Source organism: Sporosarcina ureilytica, assembly GCF_001753205.1.
Lineage (GTDB): Bacteria > Bacillota > Bacilli > Bacillales_A > Planococcaceae > Sporosarcina > Sporosarcina ureilytica.
On record NZ_CP017560.1, the window covers coordinates 141,693 to 163,477 of the forward strand.

Here is a 21,785-nt window from a genome sequence, read left to right on the forward strand (position 1 = left end):
AATTGCTGGTCGTTTACGGTATCTATTTATAGCCATAAAAAAACCTCGTGAATCTACATTCAGTCGATTCACGAGGTTTCTCTATATGTTATTCTTTAGGACGCATTTGAGGGAACAGTAGAATATCACGAATAGATGGAGCATTCGTTAACAACATAACAAGGCGATCGATACCGATGCCGAGTCCCCCTGTCGGTGGCAACCCATATTCTAATGCTTCAATAAAGTCGTCATCCATTTCATGCGCTTCGTCATTTCCTTGTTCTTTCTCAACAAGTTGTGCTTCGAAACGTTCGCGTTGGTCGATTGGATCGTTTAGTTCTGTAAACGCGTTTGCATGTTCACGACGAACAATGAACAATTCGAAACGATCCGTGAATCGCTCATCTTCAGGATTCTTCTTCGCAAGTGGCGAGATTTCAACAGGATGGCCGTAAATGAATGTTGGCTGAACAAGTTCTTCTTCAACTTTTTGCTCGAAGAATTCATTTAAGACATGTCCCACTTCCATCATTTCTGCTACTTCTACTTGATGCTCTTTCGCCAATGCATGTGCTTCTTCTTTCGTCATTTCTTTCCAGAAGTCAACACCAGTATATTCTTTTACCGCATCTACCATATGCAGTCGTTTCCAGCCCGGAGCCAAATCAATAACGTCGTCGCCATATGTTACTTGTGTTGTTCCAAGAACATCCTGTGCGATATGTGCCACCATATTCTCTGTTAGGGCCATAATATCTTCGTAGTCCGCGTATGCTTCATACAATTCAATCATTGTAAACTCAGGGTTGTGACGCGTAGAGATTCCCTCGTTACGGAAAACACGACCAATTTCATATACTTTTTCTAATCCGCCCACAATAAGTCGCTTTAAGTGCAATTCAATTGCGATACGCATATAAAGCGTCATATCCAAAGCATTATGATGTGTGACGAATGGACGCGCTGTTGCTCCGCCGGCAATTGCATGTAGCATTGGCGTCTCTACTTCAAGGAAGCCCTGGTCATCTAAGTAACGACGCATGGACTGAATAATTTTACTACGCAAAATAAACGTTTCCTTACTTCCCTCAGTAGAAATTAAATCTAAATAACGTTGACGGTAACGTTGTTCGATATCTTGTAAGCCGTGGAACTTCTCCGGTAAAGGACGAAGCGCCTTTGTTAAGAATGTAAACTCTTCTACCTTTATAGATAGTTCGCCAACTTTTGTTTTGAATACCGTCCCGCTCACGCCTACGATATCTCCAAGGTCCGTTGTTTTATATAATGCATAAGCCTCTTCACCAATTGCATCTTGTCTTACGTAAATTTGAATTTGGCCACCCAAATCTTGGATATGCGCAAAACCAGCTTTCCCTTGTCCGCGCTTCGTCATAAGACGTCCTGCAATCGTCACCTTATAGGATGCTTCTTCTAGTTCCTCTTTTGTAAGTTCTTCATATTCATTTCGAACAGCATCAGATAAATGCGTCCGCTTAAATTTTGAACCAAATGGATCGAGACCACTTTCTCTAATATCCGTCATCTTCTGGCGTCTCACCAGAAGTTGGTCGTTTAATTCGTCAAGATGAGACATTTCATACACTCCTCCAGTTAAGTCTATTCGTATATTCTAACTGCACTACACAGAATTTCCTAATTTAAATCGACTGTATCTATTGTACACAAAGAAAAGAGCTATCACAATTCGCGACAGCCCGATATCAAAAATCAAACAGCGTTAACGTTTACTGCCTTACGTTCACGCATTATCACTTCTTCAGCAAAGCGACTTAACAAGCTGCTTATCTCGACTTTTATTGTCATCGTGTCGATAATTTTACGCACATTGCCGTTTCCAGGAACACTTTTCAATGCTAAGAAAAGATTTTCACTTAGCCCCGTCAATTCCTTGCCAAATCTGCACGCCGTCGTCATATGCTGCTCCCTCTTCTGAAAATCGCTTTCCGCTGACTGGATGTACCACATCAGGTACAATTTCAAGCAGAGGAATAAGAACAAAAGCGCGTTCATCCATTCGTGGATGTGGCACAATTAAGTTCTCCGTTTCAATATTGTCTTGATTATAGAGTAAAATGTCAAGGTCTAATGTTCGTGGTCCCCATCGAATAGTGCGTTCTCGCCCAAGTCCCTGCTCGATTTGCTGGCAAATGGTCAGCAATTCATGTGCCGATAACTCCGTTTTAATGAATACAACAACATTTAAAAAGTCGGCTTGCTCTGTATAACCAACTGGCTCAGTTTCATATATGGAAGAAACCTTCTCAACCGATACAGTATCCAGTTCATCTAATGCTTGGATGGCGCTTTGTAAATAAATATGACGTTCTCCGATATTCGAGCCAATTGAAATGAACGCTTCATTCACGCAAAATGCCCCCTAGTAATGTCAATCGCTACAGAATTATAATGACCAGCTATCGGCGGATCTGGTTTAATTAACTGAACACGAACACCTGATACTTGATCTGCATAGTTAAACAGTATGCAATCTGCAACATTTTCCGCAACCGTTTCAATTAATTTAACCGGGGGCCCTTCCACGATTTCCTTACATAGTTCATACACTTCTGCGTAATTCACCGTTTTTGATAAATCATCCGTCTTTCCTGCTTCCTTAAGGTTTGTAGCAAGTGATACGGTGACACGAAATCTCTGTCCAAGTTTTGTTTCCTCCTGCAAAACGCCGTGATACCCATAAAACGCCATCTCATTTAAATGAATATAATCCATTTGTTACTCCCCCTACCCGTTGAACTTTGTCTTTCCTACCAATATATCCATCATTTTTGCCGCACGGGCTATTTCTTTCACATCATGAACGCGCATAATATGACAACCTTTTTCGATTCCATAGCAAACCGTCGCGCTCGTACCTGCCAAACGTTCTTCTACTGGCAAATCTAGCACATGCCCAATGAGTGATTTGCGAGACGTTCCAAGCAACACCGGGTAGCCCATTCTTGAAACCGCCTGTAAACTTTGCATCGCGACAATGTTTTGTGCTGTGTCCTTAGCAAATCCAATACCCGGATCCAACCAAATATTCTCACACGGAACACCTGCAGATAAAGCAATATCAATGCTTTCTTGCAAATCCTTCTGCATCTCTTCGTGCAAAGCATGTTCATACTCGGCAACCTCTCGATTATGCATCAATATAATCGGGACATTGTATTTTGCTGCAACTTCAGCAATTTTCGGCTCTCGTTTCGCACCCCAAATATCATTAATTATATGCGCACCTGCTTGAACTGTCGCCTCTGCAACTTCAGCTTTGTACGTATCAATCGAAACAATACAATCGAATTCACGTGTAATTGCTTCAACTATTGGGACCGTACGTTCAAGTTCTTCTTCTAATGACACCGGCGCATGACCTGGACGTGTCGATTCGCCACCAATATCAATAATTTTCGCTCCATCTCGAAGCATTTCTTCTGCATGTTTTAAAGCCCTATCAATGTGCCCATATTTTCCTCCGTCTGAAAACGAATCTGGCGTCACATTTAATATGCCCATAATGATTGTTTCGTGTCGAAAATCTAGTTCTTCGCTACCAAAACGGTAAGTATCTTTTGCGTACGCTAATTCCATTCCTTAAAACCTTCTCTCCTCAATTGCTGTACGATAATGCGCTTGTAGTTTTCTATAATAAGGACCTTCATTTCCAGGTAATCGAATCTCTGCAATACTATGTAACGGGACTAGTTCTTGAATTGCATTCGTCACAAACAATTCATCCGCCACTTCTACATCTTCTTTGGAATAAAACCCTTCGCGAATTGTCATCCCCATACTTTCTGCTACTTGCAGCACAAACGCCCTCGTCGTGCCGGGCAAAATACCGGTCTTTATACTCGGTGTATACAACTCACCATCTTTCACCCAAAACACATTCGACGTAACGCCTTCAGCAACAAAGCCGTCCTTCGTGAGAAATAATCCTTCATAGTCCTTTAAGGATGGTAACTCTAAACGTCCACCGATATTATTTAAAAAGTGATGAGATTTATGACGAATTGAGCTTTCCGGCTCATTGCGCGGTGTCATTAACCACACACCTTCTTTGGAAGCCCCCTGTTTTACATTCGGCAATTCTTTTCGAAATACAATTACATTCGGCTTTGGATAAGATGTCGGGGCAAGCCCGATATCATGAACGCCTGCGGAAACATTTAACCGAAAATAACCATCTTTTCCACCTGCCGCTTCGTTCAATTTACGAATCACAGTTAAGATTTCTTTATTTTCATACGGCATCGAAATTCGATAGTCTCCTAACGCCTGTCTTAAGCGATTCATATGTTCTGTAAATAAAAACACATGCCCCTCATATGTTCGAAACGTCTCAAAAAAACCTGCCCCATATAAAAAGCCATGGTCAAAAGGAGAAATTTTCAACTCTTCAGCTGGCATATAAGTACCATTCATCCAACATAACACGAACGCCACTTCCTCTACTTTACCTTCTATTCATTTCGACAGTTGCTTTTGCTTGCCAAAGCGCTTGTCCTTTCGCAAGGGATTCAATATATTCATCTTTCGGAACGGAATCCGCCACTAACCCTGCGCCCGCTTGAATATGAATAACTTCATCTTGAATAAACGCCGTTCGAATCACAACATTTAATTCAAAATCGCCATTAAAACCGAACCAGCCGATTGAACCTGTATATAAACCTCTTTTTTCTGGCTCAAGCTCTTCTATAATTTCCATCGTACGAACTTTTGGCGCGCCTGTAATCGTACCGCCAGGAAAAATTGCTTTCACAATATCTGCATTTGTCTGACCTTCTGCAACGACACCTCTCACATTCGAGACGAGGTGCATCACATGGGAATAGCGCTCCACAACCATAAATTCATTCGTTTCTACAGTTTTTGGTTCACAAACTCGAGAAAAATCTTCTTTTTCTAATTCCACAAGCATGATGTGTTCGGCTTTTTCTTTTTCATCCGACAATAAATCTTTTTCATTCGCCAAATCTTCTGCTTCCGTCGTACCTCTTCGTCGCGTCCCGCCAATCGGACGAGTTGCGAGCTCATTCCCACGTCTTTTCACCAATAATTCGGGTGAACTCGAAGCAACTGAAAACTTCTCTGCTCCAATACAAGCCATATATGGAGACGGATTCACTTGTCGTAATGCCTCGTAATAGGCCAATGGTGTTACATGGAATGGTTTTGATTGACGAACAGATAAATTCACCTGAACGACATCGCCTTTTTCAATATACGCCTGCACGTCCTCTACCATTTTCTCAAACTCTGGCCCATTGACGGACACTTGTAAGTCATCTGTCGGCACTTCTTCCTGTAGCATAAATACATTTCGTTCCGCTACTTCAGCAGCATCCAACCATTTCTTAGCTACCTCCTTCGTATCAATCGCACTTTCAGGAAGCGACATAAAATAAGCTTGTTCTTTTTGAATGTCGTGTACTACCCATTCATCAAATAAATAAAAATACAAATCAGGCGTCTCTGCAAATCGTTTCGTTAAGTCCGGCAAACTTTCATAACGGCGCACATAATCATAGCTAATAAATCCGATAATACCGCCTTGAAACACTGGTAACCCTGGTATCGCATCAATTTTGTAAGACTGTACAAATTTCATTAGATTTTCCAGTGGGTCACCTTTTAATAACTCTTCTTTTCCGTTACGCCAAACAATTTGTAAAAGTTCACCGTCCAACGCCACTATTTTTGCCAGTGGATTCACGCCCGCAATAGAAAATTTTCCATCACGCCCGCTTTCTAATAAAATATGTTCTTGCTCAGTTTGAGCGAGTTGTTGATATGCATTAAAAAATTGTTCTGTTGACATTTCCTTAGCCGTATAGGCCGGTACTTGTTGCTTTTTCATGTATGTCCTCCCGGTACCGATAATATTTTCATTTTAACGTACAACAGACCATTTATGCACGACAAAAGCTGAGGGATTTACAAATAAACCAAAAAGCAGGGACATTTCATTTTTGAAATCAAAAAAGAAGGCATTATTGCCTTCTTTTTAATGGTTTATTCTTCTTCAAATGCATACAACGGGGTACTTAAATAACGCTCACCGTTAGATGGAAGAACAACCACAACTTTCTTCCCTTTTCCAAGTTCTTTCGCGACTTGAAGCGCCGCATAAATGGCAGCTCCTGAAGATACACCACCAAGAATTCCTTCTTCCCGCGCTGCACGTCTAGCTGTTTCATAAGCGTCTTCCCCTGAAACTTGAATCACTTCATCATAAATACCCGTATCTAAAACTTTGGGTACGAATCCAGCCCCGATTCCTTGAATTTTATGTGGGCCTGGTTGTTGACCAGATAAAACAGCAGATTCTTCCGGCTCTACTGCAACAATTTTCACGCCAGGAAAACGCTCCTTTAAAACTGAACCTACCCCTGTAATAGTTCCACCTGTCCCAATTCCTGAAACAAATGCATCAACCCTATCTAGTGCATCAGCAATTTCAGGTCCCGTCGTTAAACGGTGGACTTCAGGATTCGCCTCATTGTTAAATTGTTGCGGCATAAACCATCCATTTTCTTTTGCCAATTCTTCTGACTTTGCAATAGCACCTTTCATTCCTTCTGCTCCAGGTGTTAATACTAAGTCCGCTCCGTAAGCACGAAGTAAGTTTCGACGTTCTAAACTCATCGTATCCGGCATAACAAGGACCGCCTTATACCCTTTCGCAGCAGCGATCATCGCAAGTCCAATCCCTGTGTTTCCACTTGTCGGCTCAATAATTGTACTATCTCGTTGAAGCTCGCCCGACTTTTCCGCCGCTTCAATCATTGCAAGTGCAATACGATCCTTCACACTTGAACCAGGATTAAAATATTCCAACTTTAAATAAATGTCCGCGTCATTTTCATCATTTAAACGATTTACTTTCACAAGAGGAGTCTTACCAACCAAGTCCGCTATTGTATTCCCTACGATTGTCATGTGCCTCTCTCCTAATTCCTACTATTTTGGTATGCTTTAATGTATTAATATTACTATTAAAATGTGCCGGTTGTCAATCTTTTAAGTGTAATTTGCAGACAATATTTATACAACATATTCTCGTAAAACACGTCAAAATGTTTCAAATTCAACCTTTGACTTATTTCCCGGGAAATAACCTTATACACTAAAAAACACTTTAAACAAATTGTTTAAGGTGTTTTTTGTATTTACTATTCATAAAACCACTTCGCATCAAAGTCTTTCCAAAAAGCTTCCAGACTTACCGTTTCCGGCAATTGTCCTAATGCAAGTTCTCGTTTAATATGTTCTTTTACTTCTTTCAGCTTAAACTTTCGACCTTGCATTTTATCGCTAACGTAAATAACTGCATATGTACCGTCTTTTAACGCTACAGGTTCACTCATTGTGTTTTCTTGTAACTTGGACGCTGCTTGAACAATGGAGGATTCAATAAAATCCGTCGATTCATTAATATATCCAATATCTCCACCTAGATTCGCCGAAGCTGTATCGATAGAACGTTCTTTCGCTAATACTGAAAAATTCGAGCCTTCCTTTAACTCTTGCAATGTTTGATTTGCTTCATCTAACGTATTTACGATGATAATCGCAGTCCGATTGGCATCTTGAATATTATATAACGATGCATTCTTGTCATAATTCTCCCGAATCGCTTCATCTTCAATTACAATATCCTTCGTTAGCACTTTTGCTAATATAAGATCCGTCTGAATTTTTTTCCGTTCTTTCTCTGTATCCAAACCTGTATACGCTTGATGATCACTAGCGCGAATAAGTGCCAGCTCCAAATCAACTTCTTTTTCAGATACATCAATTCCATATTCTTTCGCCGCCGCTTCCATTACTTTATCATTTATCAACTCTCGCAACGTTTCGCGGCCAATTTTTTCTTCCATGGCGGCCATCCAGTCTTCTCGTGTAATCGCCTTTCCATTGACAGACGCTACCTCTTCGCCATTTTGTGTCGTCTTTGATGGAATGAGCCAAGCGATAAACCATAGAAGGTTGCAGACAAAAAGAACCCCGATAATTACAACAAGTGGCTTTGTTTTAAGTCTGCGCTTTTGAGGTGGAGTCAGTTCATTCTTTCGATTGCGTCCGTATCTCATCTAAGAAACCTTCCAACTCTTCTCTTGGATAAACGTAAGTCTCTAAACAGAAATGACAATTCGCCTCAGCCTGTCCCTCATGTTCAATCATCTCGTTAATTTCTTTTTCGCCAAGACCGATAATTGCATTACCAAACCGCTCTCTTGAACAGTTACATGAGAACTGAACATCCATTTTATCTAGAACTTGCACTTTTTCAGCACCAAGCACTTCATTTAAAATTTCTTCTGGCGTTAGGCCTTTGTCAACCATTTTTGAGATTGGCTCCATATTAGCAATACGTTTTTCTAATGTACTAATTGTTTCTTCCGTAGCACCTGGCATAACTTGAATAATAAAGCCGCCGGCAGCTTTTACGGTGTTATCTGGATTCACAAGAACACCGAGTGCAACTGCAGAAGGAACTTGTTCCGAAACAGCAAAGTACTCTGTAAAGTCTTCAGCAATTTCACCTGACACAAGTGGCACTTGACCAGTAAAGAAATCCTTCATATTTAAGTCCTTTACAACCGTTAACATACCATCTGTTCCTACAACACCGCGCACATCTAATTTACCTACTTCATTCAAATCAACATGCGTTTGAGGATTGGATACGTAGCCACGAACTTCACCGTGTCCATTGGCATCCACAATCATCGCACCAATAGGGCCATTACCTTCAATTTTTACCGTTAATTTATCGTCACCTTTTGACATAGCACCCATCATCACAGCCGCAGTCATCGTTCTTCCAAGCGCAGCTGTTGCAGTCGGCCATGTAGCGTGACGTCGCTGTGCTTCTGCAATCGTTTCTGTAGAACGAACAGCATATGCACGAATTTCACCATTATACGCAATCGTTTTTACTAAGTAATCTCTCATATTAAAATTCTTCTCCTTTTATTTGTTTCTTTTGTATATCAGATGGAGTCCTTTCAGCGTTAAGAAATTATCAACGACATCAATTGTATTCGACTCACTTGCAATTAAATCCGCCATGCCGCCTGTTGCAATTACTTTCGGCTCTTCCTTACTCTGTGCTTTTAAGCGTGCAACAATTCCTTCGACTTGACCAACATAGCCGAAGACGATTCCTGATTGCATTGCAGCCACCGTATTTTTACCAACAACATTGTCAGGGCGCGTTAATTCAATTCGTGGTAACTTCGATGCACGGTCAAACAAGGCCTCCATTGAAATACCAATTCCAGGTGCAATCGCTCCACCCATATAACCACCATCTTCATTCACAAAACAATAGGTCGTTGCCGTTCCAAAGTCTACAATAATAAGCGGACTGCCGTATTCCTCGATTGCCGCAACCGCGTTAACAATTCGGTCCGCCCCAACTTCACGCGGATTTTCATACTTAATATTGAGCCCGGTTTTAATGCCCGGTCCAACGACTAGCGGTTTTAAATTAAAGTACTTCTGACACATTTGCTCAAGTGGAAACATAACCGGTGGGACAACGGAAGAGATAATAATTCCATGGATGTCTTCAAAACGAAGACCTACGTGCGTAAACAATGACTTTACTTGCATTGCATATTCATCTTCTGTTTTATGTCTATACGTTTCCATACGCCAATGATATTTAAGTTCATTTCCCTCATAAACACCGAGGACAATATTCGTGTTCCCTGTATCCATCACTAGTATCATATTCAATTCCTCGCTAACATCAACATTTTCCACATATCATACCACATTTACTAAAGAACAGAAGCGTATCCGCCTTAGGGGTTAGAGTTTAAACAATGAAAAAGAACCGACTGCTTCAGTAAAGGAAACAGTCGGTTCTCTTGTCAAACACGTTTCAGAATCATTGTGTCCTATTTATATTGCCGAAGCACAATTAACAGGTCATATCTTTCTAAGCTAACGAATCAAATTAATCTCTGCGCTCTTCCTGAATAGGATTAGATGGCTTATCATTGTGGGACTCTTTTGGTAAGTCACCAATTGACGGATCATTTGGTGCACCTGTTGAATCGGGAGTCGTTTCCTTCTGATCAACCTCAGTTGAAGGGTCATTCACTTTCCCATTACCGCCATTATTATCATAAGAACGTTCAGGCAATGTACCATGATCTTTCAAATGATTAATTTGCTCCGCATCTAACGTTTCAACCTCAAGTAATGTTGTTGCAATTAACTCCAAAAGATCTCTTTTTTCCGTCAGAATTTGCTTTGTACGTTCATACTGTTCTTTAATAATACGTTGCATCTCTTGGTCAATTTCATACGCAATAGACTCTGAATAGTTTTGTTCAGAACTAAAGTCGCGGCCAAGGAAAACCTCTCCTTGAGACTGACCAAACTGCAATGGACCAAGTTTCTTACTCATTCCATATTCAGTTACCATTGAACGAGCAATTCCCGTTGCGCGTTGGAAGTCATTATGTGCACCCGTCGAAACTTCACCAAGTGCAATTTCTTCCGCAACACGTCCGCCCAGTAAACCAGCAATTTTATCTAGAAGCTCTGGCTTCGTCATAAAGTAACGGTCTTCTTTCGGAAGCATAACCGCATAACCACCGGCTTGCCCACGCGGAACAATCGTTACTTTATGGACAATGTCCGCTTCATCAAGCGTGAGACCGATAACTACGTGTCCCGCTTCATGGAAGGCAACAATATTTCGTTCTTTTTCTGATATAACTCGGCTCGTTTTCGCTGGTCCCGCGATCACACGGTCTGTCGCTTCATCGATATCGGCCATATCTATTTTCACTTTATTTCGTCTTGCCGCAACTAACGCAGCCTCGTTTAATAAGTTTTCAAGGTCTGCACCTGAGAATCCAGGCGTACGTTGTGCAAGTGCCTTTAAATTCACTGAATCATCAAATGGTTTGTTTCTCGCATGTACTTTTAGCACTGCCTCTCTACCTTTTACATCTGGTCGACCGACAGTAATCTGACGGTCAAAGCGTCCTGGACGTAAAAGTGCAGGGTCTAAAATATCTGGTCGGTTTGTAGCAGCTACAATAATAATGCCTTCGTTTTCGCCAAAACCATCCATTTCAACAAGAAGTTGGTTAAGCGTTTGTTCACGCTCATCGTGTCCGCCACCAAGTCCTGCACCACGTTGACGACCGACTGCGTCAATCTCGTCAATGAAAATAATACAAGGTGCATTCTTTTTCGCATTTTCAAAAAGGTCACGTACACGTGATGCCCCGACACCTACGAACATTTCAACAAAATCAGAACCTGAGATTGAGAAAAACGGTACTCCCGCCTCACCCGCAACTGCACGTGCTAACAATGTTTTACCCGTTCCCGGAGGCCCAACGAGCAAAATCCCTTTAGGAATACGCGCTCCGACTTCAATAAATTTACGTGGGTCTTTTAAAAAGTCAACGACCTCAACAAGTTCTTGCTTCTCTTCGTCTGCTCCCGCAACGTCATTAAAGCCAACTTTTTTCTTATCGTCCGTGTGGAGTTTCGCTTTACTCTTCCCGAAATTCATCACACGACCGCCGCCCCCGCCTTGCGCTTGGTTAAGCAAGAAGAAGAACAGGATAAATATAATAATAAAAGGGACAAGTCCAGTAAAGAACGATACCCACGCGCTCGTTTCTGGCGCTTTTAAAAACTCAACTTTTGTATCAGTTGATGCGGCAATATTACGAATTTCTCCTAATAACGCTTCATCATTTTGCGGAATATTAGTGAGGAACTCTTCCCCCTCTTCATATCCCTTCATTTCACCTCTTACTACATATACGAGCTGATCGGGTTGGAAGGTCGCATTCGTAACTTCTCCCTTTTCCAACGCAATAATAAACTCATTGTAAGTAAGTGGCTTCGTTTTTGGATTTGCACTGTTCAGCGAACCAAAAATCCCCATAATAGCTAGGAAGATTAGTCCGTATAATAGAAAGTATCGAAGTATCCGATTCATCCCAAAGCCTCCCCATTTCAATCAATTACGCCTCGTTGTTATTGTTTCCTAAATTCGAATATGGCTATCGTATTGCATGCCTTTTCAAAATTCGTGGAATTTGCCGGAGGCTTTACTATAATTCAGCGGTGGTTCATTCAAGCTCTTGCTGAATAAAAACTAAGTTGCATTCATTATACAACGCCTAAAATCACTGCCCTCTTCTATAAGAAGTTAAACAGAAAACTATTGTAAATCTTATCACAGGTCTGATTCAATCTACAACGAAAATGCCTTATATTAGTAACGATTTTTTATAAATTGGATAGGGCTTCTAGAGATTTTTTAAAAAGAATAAATCTCTTTCTTCAACACACCGATGTAAGGTAAATTTCTATACTTCTCTGCATAGTCTAAGCCATATCCTACTACGAATGCATCAGGAACATTAAAGCCAATGTAATCCGCTTCTAAATCCACTTTTCTACCGCTTGGCTTATCGAGAAGCGTAACAATTTTAATAGAGTTTGCCTTTCTATATTTCATCAAATCAACAAGATAGCTTAACGTCTTACCACTATCAATAATGTCCTCAATGATTAAAATATCTCGGCCTTCTACACTTGTGTTTAAATCTTTTATGATTTTCACTTCACCAGATGAAACTGTTGCATTTCCATAACTAGATACGTCCATAAAATCCAATTCAATATGTGCATCTATTTTCTTGATCAAGTCACTCATAAAAGGAAGCGCTCCTTTAAGCACTCCAATTGCAAGTGGAAATTTATCTTGATATTCCTTTGTGAGGATTGAACCAAGTTCATTTACTTTTTCTTGGATTTCTTCCTCGGATATTAATACTTCTTCAATGTCATTGGCAAGCATCGAAATTCCTCCTAAATTAATTGTTCCCTACAACAAATATGTATTTGCTATCGGCAGTTTGCTGCTTTGTAAATTTTTTTCCATACCGTACACTCGGTACTGCGCATACTTCCTCCTGTTTCGTCACAACAACAGGCAATTGGTCGCGTGACGTCCGACTTACCTTTTCATCAATAAACAACCTCGATAATCGTTTCGCCTGCGTCATTCCTTGCAATAGGATTCGGTCACCTTCTTTTCGTGGCCGAGCCGATAAGGGGAATGATTCCTCTGGTAAGTCGAAAAAAGTTACTTCCTTCGCACTTAAAAGTAAATCGCTATTCACGTCTGTTATTTTCTCCCAATACAACCATAAGTAATCATCCCAGTACACCTTTTCACCTTTTAACAAAGGGAGCTGTCTCTCTTGTACGGCATGTTTGGATCTTAATGTAAATTTATCGTATTCACGGATAAAAAGGAAACCATACGGTAGATCTAAGGAAACATTCCCTTCTTGCGAATCAAGATGTTCCAGAAGTTGACGAATGAGGTCGGATTTATAAAATAAAGCATTATATTCCTTATGATAAAGATAATCTAATAGTAGAGGAATCGCCCGCCTTTGTAAAGCAGTTGGCATGCCTTGAAATGTCTTTACGTTCATTGAAGGAAAGCCATCTTGAGTAAATTCCACGTGCAATTCAACTTGCTCTCTTGCTAATTGCTGTAGCAACGCTTCGTCTTCTTGAAGTTCGTCTGTTAAAGGGACAATATTCTTAAGGACAGATTCATTTTCGCGCACCATATACGGGACTATATAATGCCTAAAACGATTCCGCATATAATCATCACTTTGATTGCTAGGATCTTCACGAAAAGAGACTTCAAGTTCTTTCGCGTATTGATAAATTTCGGCTTTATCCACGCATAAAAATGGGCGGATGAGCGTGCCTATTGTAAATCTTCGTTTAATTGGCATACCTAATGGATTGCTTCCTTTTGTCACTTGCATAAGAACCGTTTCAAGCTGGTCTTCCGCATGATGTCCTGTCGCAAGAAATTCATATCGATATTTGCGCATCACTTCATCAAAAAACGCATATCTTCCTTCACGACAAACCGTCTGGATATTACCGCCTGTTTGCTTTAGGATAGCTGGTACCGGAACGCTGCCGCCGTAAAAAGGTATCCCAACACCCTTACAAAATGCTTCGACAAATTTACCTTCCTTAGCGGATTCTTCGCCTCGCAACATATGATCCACGTGGACAACCCCCACTTCAACCTGAAGCCCTTTTCTATTTGAGGCAAGAAAGTGAAGCAATGCCATAGAGTCAACACCACCCGAGCACGCTATAAGGATTCGACTACCTGGGGGAACTAACGAGTGTTCTTGTATAAACTGAAAAACTTTTTTGTCGAATCCTTGCATTGCTCTCACAACTCCATTTCTTAAACTTAAATACATCTTTGCGAACCATTATCATTCACTACCGTTTACGTTTTATTTATATCATTTATGAAGATAGCACTCTTGAGTATGGCGTGAAACTCGACCATTCTGGAAGAACATGATCGATTTTTAATACTAACACCGTTCTGTCGTCCTCCACAGACTGAAAACGACGTTCTAGTTCATTCACAATACGTTCTGCAATCTCTTCACAGTTTTCTTGGCCATATTTCTCTAGTATACCGTATAACGCCTTTTCTTGTAACTGTAGTGAGACCTCACCATTAAAGATTCCATCGGTCATCATGACAAGAATATCGCCTGATTTTAGTTGTTCACTTTTCGCCTCGATGGAAGGTGAAGGTAAAAACCCGACTGGCACCGATTGACTATCTAATCTTAAGAAGTCTCCCCCCCGCTTAATGTACGTACTCATTGATCCTGCTTTCCAAGACCATAATCGACCATCTTGCAAGTCAATGAGCGCTAGGTCCAGCGTTGCATACATATCGTCCAACCCATTCAGTGACATCATATAATGTAAAGTATGCATCGCTGTTTCAGGATTCATTTTTCGGTTCAGACATTCTCTCATTAACCGTATGACTTTACGACTTTCATGATACGCATTAATATCTTGTCCCATACCATCGGATAAAAGAACAGCCGCTAACCCTTCATGAATCGAAAATACTTCATAAGCGTCTCCTGCTTGAAATGTTTGATAACCCGATGCCATCATGACACCATAGTCAAACGAGAACCTTACAGTAGATTCCAAAGTAACGCGAACATGTGAAAATGGCTCTTGCTTCACAGCTGACTTTGCTACCTTGAAAGGCTCTTTGTAATACTGCTCAAGTATCGGTAAAATAAACCGTTCCGCCAGCGTCGTATCTGTTTCAAAATCGGATTTCTTTTCAGGAATACAACAAACAACCCGTCTACTTCCAGGTTCTTCCGATAAAATGTCGATTTGAAAATACTCAATTCCTTGCTCTTCAAACCGTCTTGCAAGCTCTTCTTCAGCAGGTTTATAAACTGACAAATCTTCCTTGATATCATTCATAACTTTATCTAAATGGGTACTCATATCACGCAACTGCAAGGCTAACATCTTCCGCCCATGTAACAGTTGACCATTTAACAACCGCCCTGCAGCTTGCTCTTCTAGTTCTTCTATTAACCCTGAGTGACGAATACATTTATATTTCATTTTTTCTTCTACCCGGCGTCTAGCTGACTTTTTAGTTAAAGAATACGTGTTTTCCCATTCTTGCGTTAGTTGAACCATATCACTCTCGCCACTTTCCCAACACTTCGAATATCGAAAACACGATTGGCAAACTGTTGGAATTGGCATGGTAGGTCCACCCTGTTCAGTCCCCTTTCCACTTACTAGCGTAGACATGAAGTCCGCAAATTGTTGAAAATCCTGCAATTGCTCGTCCAATCGTTCCGCGAGCCATTTTTGTCGCTTCACCTCAACGTCAGTCTTCGAATCAAACACCTTCCTAAGAGGCTCTAGTTTCTTGGATGGAATTAAGAAAAACAACAGTGTACTAACCCCGATTGTTGCAAAATGTGTAGTGTCTAGCGGCAATGTCAAATCGTATAAGAAGAAGAAAAGGGAGACGGATGCCGCGCCTACGGCAATCCCTATTTTCCCAAACTTACGAAATGCACCCGCAAAAAAGCCAGTCATCCCGTAAACTGCCATCATTCCCGTGAAGGACAACTCCGCCAACCCAATAATAGCAGCGACTATCATTGAAACAGTCGTAGCAAACGGCAATCCCCCTATGAGTGCCGCTAATAAAATAATCAAATGGATAAAAATACCCGCCATAGAAACATGTCCTATCATTAATCCTTGCATACCCGTTATTGCCATGACACCAATAATACACGCGGCCCCTAATCGTTCAGGCGTCCATTCCCCAAAGAAGATGCGATCGGCAGAAGGGAATGCAAGAAACAGAAAAAATGTCATAAACAAAGCCAAAATCACTTCAAATCCAATGAAAAACTGAACATCTAGTGGCAATTGACCAGCATGCATCATAAGTTGCCATAATAGTTGAACGAAAAGGACACATCCAGCAACTGTAAATTGAATAGATTTCCTAGCAAACGGGTACCGAATAATCATATGAAAAAGACCAAGTTGCAATAAATGAATGACAGCTTGTCCAACCCCTAGAAACGCACTTCCTGCCATTCCCCCGATAAACACCCACACCAATTGTTTTCGAAAACGTGCACTCGCTAACGCCCAAACCGGTAAGAAAAATGGTACCGCTGCATCAAACAACACGGCTTGTGCCAAGAAAAATGAACCAACTAAAAAGAGGAATGTAATAACGATGTCCATTCTTTTCCTTCTAATCTCCTCAAAAAACGTACGAATCGGTTGCATCATCGGTCTTTCCATATTACTCGTTAATTTCATTTCCCATACCCCCTATGTCAACGTACTGTTGAGTATACATAGAAAGTCAGAAAGAATTTGTCTGTTCGTGACAAGAAACTATTAAAACTTTTCGACGCATTCCGAACTATTTTTCTATTTGCCGAAGTATTGACTTTATTTCAATAGATAGGTAATATAGTAAATGTTGCTTCAACACGGCGGCGTAGCTCAGCTGGCTAGAGCGTCCGGTTCATACCCGTAAGGTCGGGGGTTCGACTCCCTCCGCCGCCATAAAGAAATGCTGAAACGATCGGGGAGACTCGACAGGCCTAAGACGAATTGGCGAAGCGGCACTTTTTGCCGCACAGACAATTTGGCTTATGAGTCAAAAAAATTATTTTCACTATATCATCAAGGCCCCTTGGTCAAGCGGTTAAGACACCGCCCTTTCACGGCGGTAACACGGGTTCGAATCCCGTAGGGGTCATATTAGCACCATTACCTTACCATCTATTTAAAACTGTTAAGCCTAACTGGCTTAACAGTTTTTATTTTTATCGGTGTTGGTAGCACATGATTTTATATTTCCACCTCCTCTTCTGACGATTATTGATAAAAAAGAAGCGACATATACGGAACTGGAATTATCATTTCCCGGCAAATGGAAGTTGAGTGACTTTACAATGAATCGGTAGATATATTTTTCACTATCCTTCGTTCTTTACAGATGCCTCCTGTTAGCTCAATCTAACATAGTTCGCGTCATAAACCATTGGCGCATTCACCATATACAAAACGAAAAAGCGACGAATTTGGAAAGTTCCTTTTCCAAATTCGTCGCTTTTTTATATCAGACATTTTTCTTACATTGAATTTCTAGCAAGTTACCCTCTTCTTGCGCCACGGCCACCGCGTTTTGACTCAGTCGCTCTTTTCAGAGTAGAAAGACGTTCTTCACTATCCTTCATGAAACGTGCCATTTTCTGCTCGAAATTTTCCGTCCGATTATGATTTGGACGTCCTCCACCAGAACGACCGCCACTTCCGCCTGGACGACCGCCACCCGTGCGAGGACGTTGAGGGCGTTGTGGACGTTCAGATTCAGGTTTCGCTCTTCTAATAGACAACCCAATCTTACCATCGTCACCAACATTCATCACTTTAACTTCTACAGCGTCGCCGACTTTAAGATGTTCGTTAATATCCTTCACGTAACTATCAGCGACTTCACTTATGTGGACAAGGCCTGTCGAGCCATTCGGCAGCTCTACAAATGCCCCGAAGTTCGTGATCCCCGTCACTTTACCTTGTAACTTGCTATCTACTTCAATTGACATAAAAAAAATGCTCCTCCTTAAGATTTAAGCGGGCTTCTCCGATTGGAAAGCCTTCTAACCATATTCACAAGTCTTGACAGCAGACTAGGTTCTACCCTCTATTATAACGAACAAAAAAAGAGTGTCAATAAGACTACTCTTTTTCCTCATCTTTCTTTTTGTCTTTCTCGTCATTTTTTGGTAATGAGAAAATAATTTCATGTTTATCCGACAAGAAATACTCTTGGCGTGCTAATTTTGCAATGTATTCATCGTCATTAAGTCTTTCCAGCTGTCTTGTAAGCATAATATGCTCATCCTCTTTTTCGGCAAGTTCAATTAGCAATGCTTGTTTTTCTTGTTCTTTAGCCGCCAATGTCTTTTTCTGACCTAAAAATGCATTAAGAAGAAAACCTAACGTAACAATTGCAATTGCGGAAAATACTGTTAAATTACGATATAAGCGTACTTTTTGCACTCTTTTTCTTTCTTCCTTTTGTTGCAAGGTGCGGACATATTCATTTTTGATTTTTGCAATGTTCGTTCTTGTTTGTTTAGTTTTCTTTCTTACCATGTCAGCGCTCCCCTTCCAAAACAATCCACTCAATATCACTCTATAAATTATACACTATTTACGCTTACTTTTAAAGAGTTTCCCGTGGAATTTACGGAATATTGAAACGAATGGTCTGGAGAGTAACTTCAGCATCCATATAATTAAAAGCAAGAGACGGTTAATTAACGAGACGATTGCACGGAAAATAAACCAAACCGGTTTAATAAGCATGATCAATATCACCCTGCCAATTAAACGAAATGGCTTATGAAAAAAACTTGCATACAGTAGCATTCCACTCAATTGTGCGAACGGATCATAAATTCTCCATGCACCGTCTCGAACAGTATATAAAATTGTAAATGTCCAACAGCCTGCAATTATCCACCCGATTACTTCTATGATAACTGCATGCCTTCTAACAAATGATTTTCTTCCAGCATGTGCAGTTCCTGTGCCAATCATATCAATCATAGCCGCCGCGACAATGCCCGTTCCAATCATTGCGAGGAGGCTAAAGAACTGTATGGATAAACTCATCCAAATAATTTATGGAGGAAACCGCGCGACCCGGAATCATCTTCATCATATTGAATAAGACTAACTGTCCCCTCCAATGTTAGAAGTCCTTTATCAACGTCTAGATGTACGATGCGTAATTCCTCTCCATGAATTTGCAACAATCCTTGCGAAGTACGAACGAGAAATTCCTCTTGATCGAAACGATCGATTGACTTAACAGATGTCAAATCCATTCTCTTTCGATTTCTCATTGTTACTACATGATCACCAGATGGTATTGTGTACGTTGGGCTGTCCGTTTGAATTTGCATATTCTTCCTCCTCTGCTTGTACGTTCAAAACATCTTATGCAGGGAGATTAAGAAACATGACCGAGAATCAATTTCATATATTAGAGAAATTCAACAATGTTGACCTCCGTTCCGGGCGGACACTTTTGCTAATCCCACAGGAAAAGCCGTCACGAAGAACGGCTTTTGCGACCAAAAAGCGAAGCGTTTGGGAGCACATCCTTGCCTTAAGCCGTCACAAAGAACGGCTTTTGCGACCAAATAGCGAAGCGTTTGAGAGCACATCCTTGCCTTAAGCCGTCACAAAGAACGGCTTTTGCGACCAAATAGCGAAGCGTTTGAGAGCACATCCTTGCCTTAAGCCGTCACGAAGAACGGCTTTTGCGACCAAATAGCGAAGCGTTTGAGAGCACATCCTTGCCTTAAGCCGTCACGAAGAACGGCTTTTGCGACCAAAAAGCGAAGCGCTTGGGAGCACATCCTTGCCTTAAGCCGTCACGAAGAACGGCTTTTGAACCAAATAGCGGAGCGTTTGAGAGCACATCATTGCCTTAAGCCGTCACGAAGAACGGCTTTTGCGACCAAATAGCGAAGCGTTTGAGAGCACTCGCCGCCCTCCACTACAATCAACAGAAACGACTAAATATAACTAGAACTGTGAAATAACTTATTCAATCAACTCTTCACTGACAAGCGCGTACATCGATTCCGCTTCATCTTTTTTCGTAGTATTTTTTATCATCTCAACTTTTACAGTAACAATTTTTTGACCAAAACGAATGGCGATTGTATCGCCGACACTAACGTTAGAAGAAGCCTTGGCTACTTGGCCATTGATCTCGATTCTTCCTTGATCTGCTACCTCTTTCGCTAACGTCCTTCGCCTAATTAACCTCGAAACTTTTAAAAACTTATCAATTCTCAATTTGAGTCCCCCTCCTGTTTTCCTTGTTGCCAAAACTGCTCGAGTTCATCTAATGTATAATCACTAAAGTGCCCTTTACCTTCTTGTACACATAGTTCTACGTATGCAAAACGTGATTTAAATTTCTGGTTGGCATGAATCATCGCCTCTTCCGGTGAGAGCTTTAAAAAGCGTGCAATATTTACAATGGTAAACAAAACATCCCCAAGTTCATCAAGCTGTTTTTCTTTTCCACCAGTCTTAATTTCTTCTTGTAATTCATTCCACTCTTCTTTGAATTTATCAAAAGCACCCTCAATGCTCGGCCAGTCGAACCCTACTTTTGCTGCTTCTTTTTGATAGTTAAATGATGTTAGCAGTGAAGAAGCGTAACGTTCTTGTCCTTCCAACAATGACTGGGGCTCTCCTTTTTCGGAGGCTTTTATCTCCTGCCAATTTTGAACAACCTGTTCTGCGTTTTCTACGTCAACATCTCCAAAAACATGCGGATGTCGTCGGATCATTTTTTCTCCGATTGATTGTAAAACATCTTCCATCGCAAAGTAACCATCATCTTCACCAATTTGAGCATGTAGAAATACTTGCAGTAGAATATCGCCAAGTTCTTCAATCATTCCTTCATCATCTTCATGCGCGATTGCTTCTAATAGTTCATGCGCTTCTTCTATTAAATATGTCTTTAGTGTCACATGGGTTTGCTCGCGATCCCACGGACAACCTTCAGGAGATCGTAGCTTCGCAATGATTTCCCTAAACGTAGACCATTCTTTTAATCGGTCTTCTCTCATTTCCACAGGCGGAACATAAACGGTCGTCAAATTGTTAATTTCGGTTTCACGATCTAGTTCAAATAAAGGTACCGTTGTTAATTTTTCACCACGAGATCCTGCCGCCGTTACAATCGTTACTGGATGGTCATACGGATACTTTTCCATAAGTGACAGTTTTACCTCGGAAGCTACAAAGGCATCATACACTTGTCCAATCAGGATATGTTGACGCATCTGGACATCATCCCTAGACAAATCAGTTCCATCTACTAACTGAAATCCTTCAATTGGATCAATCCGTAAAGCAGCAAAGATAGGATCAAGGAAACTATTGCCTCCTACAATATCAACTTCAATACACCCTTGCCTTTCCTTCTCAATTAATAATTGAACGGTTTTTTCGGCGACCAATGGATGCCCAGGCACCGCATAGGTAACTTGTTGATTTTTACTTATTGTAATTAGCGCCTCGACAATCTTTTCATATACCTCTTGAAAATCGTCGTGTTGTTCATAAATTTCATCAAAACTTTCAATCTTAATTCCTTCACTTCGCAGTTCAGCGATAACTGGGTGTTGTTCAGTACGCGCAATAATCGTTGAAGCCTCTTTCAAGCTTCGATAAGTCCCAACTGATAATTGTTCAAGGTCTCCTGCGCCGAGACCAATAACCGTAATTGGATGCAT

21 protein-coding genes and 2 tRNA genes are annotated in these 21,785 nt (G+C 41.0%); 2 read left to right on the forward strand and 21 right to left on the reverse strand.

Annotation, left to right across the window (positions count from 1 at the left end; genetic code table 11):
- Positions 1-88: 88 nt before the first annotated feature.
- The 15 genes from lysS to BI350_RS00785 form a co-directional block, all read right to left on the reverse strand.
- A complete protein-coding gene (lysS, locus tag BI350_RS00720; protein WP_075526381.1) occupies positions 89-1,579 on the reverse strand; it encodes a lysine--tRNA ligase in 1,491 nt (496 codons plus the stop codon).
- Positions 1,580-1,713: 134 nt separating this feature from the next.
- The gene (locus tag BI350_RS16795; RefSeq protein ID WP_155767446.1) at positions 1,714-1,920 is read right to left on the reverse strand and encodes a hypothetical protein; all 207 of its coding nucleotides are present in this window, start codon (positions 1,918-1,920) and stop codon (positions 1,714-1,716) included.
- Entirely contained in the window at positions 1,874-2,371 is a 498-nt protein-coding gene (gene folK / locus BI350_RS00725; RefSeq protein ID WP_075526382.1) for a 2-amino-4-hydroxy-6-hydroxymethyldihydropteridine diphosphokinase, read from the reverse strand. Before folK ends, BI350_RS16795 begins: the two co-directional genes overlap by 47 nt.
- The gene (folB, locus tag BI350_RS00730) at positions 2,368-2,736 is read right to left on the reverse strand and encodes a dihydroneopterin aldolase (RefSeq protein ID WP_075526383.1); all 369 of its coding nucleotides are present in this window, start codon (positions 2,734-2,736) and stop codon (positions 2,368-2,370) included. The genes folK and folB overlap by 4 nt, the downstream gene beginning before the upstream one ends.
- A 12-nt stretch (positions 2,737-2,748) precedes the next feature.
- Positions 2,749-3,600 (reverse strand): dihydropteroate synthase, encoded by an 852-nt coding sequence (gene folP, locus BI350_RS00735; protein WP_075526384.1) that lies wholly within the window; start codon positions 3,598-3,600, stop codon positions 2,749-2,751.
- 3 nt (positions 3,601-3,603) lie between these two features.
- Complete coding sequence (gene pabC / locus BI350_RS00740; RefSeq protein ID WP_075526385.1) at positions 3,604-4,449, reverse strand: aminodeoxychorismate lyase; 846 nt, start codon at positions 4,447-4,449, stop codon at positions 3,604-3,606.
- A 19-nt stretch (positions 4,450-4,468) separates the two neighbouring features.
- Positions 4,469-5,875, reverse strand: a complete 1,407-nt coding sequence (locus BI350_RS00745; protein ID WP_075526386.1) for an anthranilate synthase component I family protein — start codon at positions 5,873-5,875, stop codon at positions 4,469-4,471.
- A 155-nt stretch (positions 5,876-6,030) separates the two neighbouring features.
- Entirely contained in the window at positions 6,031-6,957 is a 927-nt protein-coding gene (cysK, locus tag BI350_RS00750; RefSeq protein ID WP_075526387.1) for a cysteine synthase A, read from the reverse strand.
- 233 nt (positions 6,958-7,190) lie between these two features.
- Positions 7,191-8,111 (reverse strand): peptidylprolyl isomerase, encoded by a 921-nt coding sequence (locus BI350_RS00755; protein ID WP_075526388.1) that lies wholly within the window; start codon positions 8,109-8,111, stop codon positions 7,191-7,193.
- A complete protein-coding gene (gene hslO, locus BI350_RS00760) occupies positions 8,083-8,976 on the reverse strand; it encodes an Hsp33 family molecular chaperone HslO (RefSeq protein WP_075526389.1) in 894 nt (297 codons plus the stop codon). Before hslO ends, BI350_RS00755 begins: the two co-directional genes overlap by 29 nt.
- Before the next feature lie 18 nt (positions 8,977-8,994).
- Positions 8,995-9,759, reverse strand: coding sequence for a type III pantothenate kinase (locus BI350_RS00765; protein WP_075529175.1), 765 nt, complete (start codon positions 9,757-9,759; stop codon positions 8,995-8,997).
- A gap of 229 nt (positions 9,760-9,988) precedes the next feature.
- The gene (gene ftsH, locus BI350_RS00770; protein ID WP_075526390.1) at positions 9,989-12,004 is read right to left on the reverse strand and encodes an ATP-dependent zinc metalloprotease FtsH; all 2,016 of its coding nucleotides are present in this window, start codon (positions 12,002-12,004) and stop codon (positions 9,989-9,991) included.
- Between the two features lie 324 nt (positions 12,005-12,328).
- A complete protein-coding gene (gene hpt / locus BI350_RS00775; protein ID WP_075526391.1) occupies positions 12,329-12,871 on the reverse strand; it encodes a hypoxanthine phosphoribosyltransferase in 543 nt (180 codons plus the stop codon).
- A gap of 16 nt (positions 12,872-12,887) precedes the next feature.
- On the reverse strand, positions 12,888-14,183 hold the full coding sequence (tilS, locus tag BI350_RS00780) for a tRNA lysidine(34) synthetase TilS (protein WP_075526392.1): 1,296 nt from the start codon (positions 14,181-14,183) through the stop codon (positions 12,888-12,890).
- A 187-nt stretch (positions 14,184-14,370) separates the two neighbouring features.
- Complete coding sequence (locus BI350_RS00785) at positions 14,371-16,758, reverse strand: SpoIIE family protein phosphatase (RefSeq protein ID WP_075526393.1); 2,388 nt, start codon at positions 16,756-16,758, stop codon at positions 14,371-14,373.
- A 178-nt stretch (positions 16,759-16,936) separates the two neighbouring features.
- Here BI350_RS00785 and BI350_RS00790 point away from each other — a divergent pair.
- A tRNA-Met gene (locus tag BI350_RS00790) sits at positions 16,937-17,010 on the forward strand.
- A 124-nt stretch (positions 17,011-17,134) separates the two neighbouring features.
- Positions 17,135-17,206: transfer RNA gene (locus BI350_RS00795), tRNA-Glu, on the forward strand.
- Positions 17,207-17,603: 397 nt separating this feature from the next.
- On the opposite strand, the gene BI350_RS00800 is transcribed toward BI350_RS00795, so the two are convergent.
- The 6 genes from BI350_RS00800 to yabN form a co-directional block, all read right to left on the reverse strand.
- Positions 17,604-18,056, reverse strand: coding sequence for a S1 domain-containing RNA-binding protein (locus BI350_RS00800; protein ID WP_075526394.1), 453 nt, complete (start codon positions 18,054-18,056; stop codon positions 17,604-17,606).
- Between the two features lie 133 nt (positions 18,057-18,189).
- Entirely contained in the window at positions 18,190-18,609 is a 420-nt protein-coding gene (locus BI350_RS00805; RefSeq protein ID WP_075526395.1) for an FtsB family cell division protein, read from the reverse strand.
- 54 nt (positions 18,610-18,663) lie between these two features.
- Positions 18,664-19,131 (reverse strand): spore cortex biosynthesis protein YabQ, encoded by a 468-nt coding sequence (yabQ, locus tag BI350_RS00810; RefSeq protein ID WP_155767447.1) that lies wholly within the window; start codon positions 19,129-19,131, stop codon positions 18,664-18,666.
- Positions 19,128-19,424, reverse strand: a complete 297-nt coding sequence (gene yabP / locus BI350_RS00815) for a sporulation protein YabP (RefSeq protein WP_075526397.1) — start codon at positions 19,422-19,424, stop codon at positions 19,128-19,130. Before yabP ends, yabQ begins: the two co-directional genes overlap by 4 nt.
- Positions 19,425-20,070: 646 nt before the next feature.
- Entirely contained in the window at positions 20,071-20,328 is a 258-nt protein-coding gene (locus tag BI350_RS00820; protein ID WP_075526398.1) for an RNA-binding S4 domain-containing protein, read from the reverse strand.
- A complete protein-coding gene (yabN, locus tag BI350_RS00825) occupies positions 20,325-21,785 on the reverse strand; it encodes a bifunctional methyltransferase/pyrophosphohydrolase YabN (protein WP_075526399.1) in 1,461 nt (486 codons plus the stop codon). The genes BI350_RS00820 and yabN overlap by 4 nt, the downstream gene beginning before the upstream one ends.

Coding starts and splice junctions, on each gene's coding strand:
- folB (WP_075526383.1), bottom strand. CDS start 2,736: ATGGATTATATTCATTTAAATGAGATGGCGTTTTATGGGTATCACGGC.
- yabQ (WP_155767447.1), bottom strand. CDS start 19,131: ATGAGTTTATCCATACAGTTCTTTAGCCTCCTCGCAATGATTGGAACG.
- cysK (WP_075526387.1), bottom strand. CDS start 6,957: ATGACAATCGTAGGGAATACAATAGCGGACTTGGTTGGTAAGACTCCT.
- yabN (WP_075526399.1), bottom strand. CDS start 21,785: ATGCATCCAATTACGGTTATTGGTCTCGGCGCAGGAGACCTTGAACAA.
- BI350_RS00765 (WP_075529175.1), bottom strand. CDS start 9,759: ATGATACTAGTGATGGATACAGGGAACACGAATATTGTCCTCGGTGTT.
- BI350_RS00745 (WP_075526386.1), bottom strand. CDS start 5,875: ATGAAAAAGCAACAAGTACCGGCCTATACGGCTAAGGAAATGTCAACA.
- ftsH (WP_075526390.1), bottom strand. CDS start 12,004: ATGAATCGGATACTTCGATACTTTCTATTATACGGACTAATCTTCCTA.
- yabP (WP_075526397.1), bottom strand. CDS start 19,424: ATGCAAATTCAAACGGACAGCCCAACGTACACAATACCATCTGGTGAT.
- BI350_RS16795 (WP_155767446.1), bottom strand. CDS start 1,920: ATGACGACGGCGTGCAGATTTGGCAAGGAATTGACGGGGCTAAGTGAA.
- lysS (WP_075526381.1), bottom strand. CDS start 1,579: ATGTCTCATCTTGACGAATTAAACGACCAACTTCTGGTGAGACGCCAG.
- BI350_RS00755 (WP_075526388.1), bottom strand. CDS start 8,111: ATGAGATACGGACGCAATCGAAAGAATGAACTGACTCCACCTCAAAAG.
- hslO (WP_075526389.1), bottom strand. CDS start 8,976: ATGAGAGATTACTTAGTAAAAACGATTGCGTATAATGGTGAAATTCGT.
- hpt (WP_075526391.1), bottom strand. CDS start 12,871: ATGCTTGCCAATGACATTGAAGAAGTATTAATATCCGAGGAAGAAATC.
- folP (WP_075526384.1), bottom strand. CDS start 3,600: ATGGAATTAGCGTACGCAAAAGATACTTACCGTTTTGGTAGCGAAGAA.
- BI350_RS00800 (WP_075526394.1), bottom strand. CDS start 18,056: ATGTCAATTGAAGTAGATAGCAAGTTACAAGGTAAAGTGACGGGGATC.
- BI350_RS00805 (WP_075526395.1), bottom strand. CDS start 18,609: ATGGTAAGAAAGAAAACTAAACAAACAAGAACGAACATTGCAAAAATC.
- BI350_RS00785 (WP_075526393.1), bottom strand. CDS start 16,758: ATGAAATTAACGAGTAATATGGAAAGACCGATGATGCAACCGATTCGT.
- tilS (WP_075526392.1), bottom strand. CDS start 14,183: ATGGCATTGCTTCACTTTCTTGCCTCAAATAGAAAAGGGCTTCAGGTT.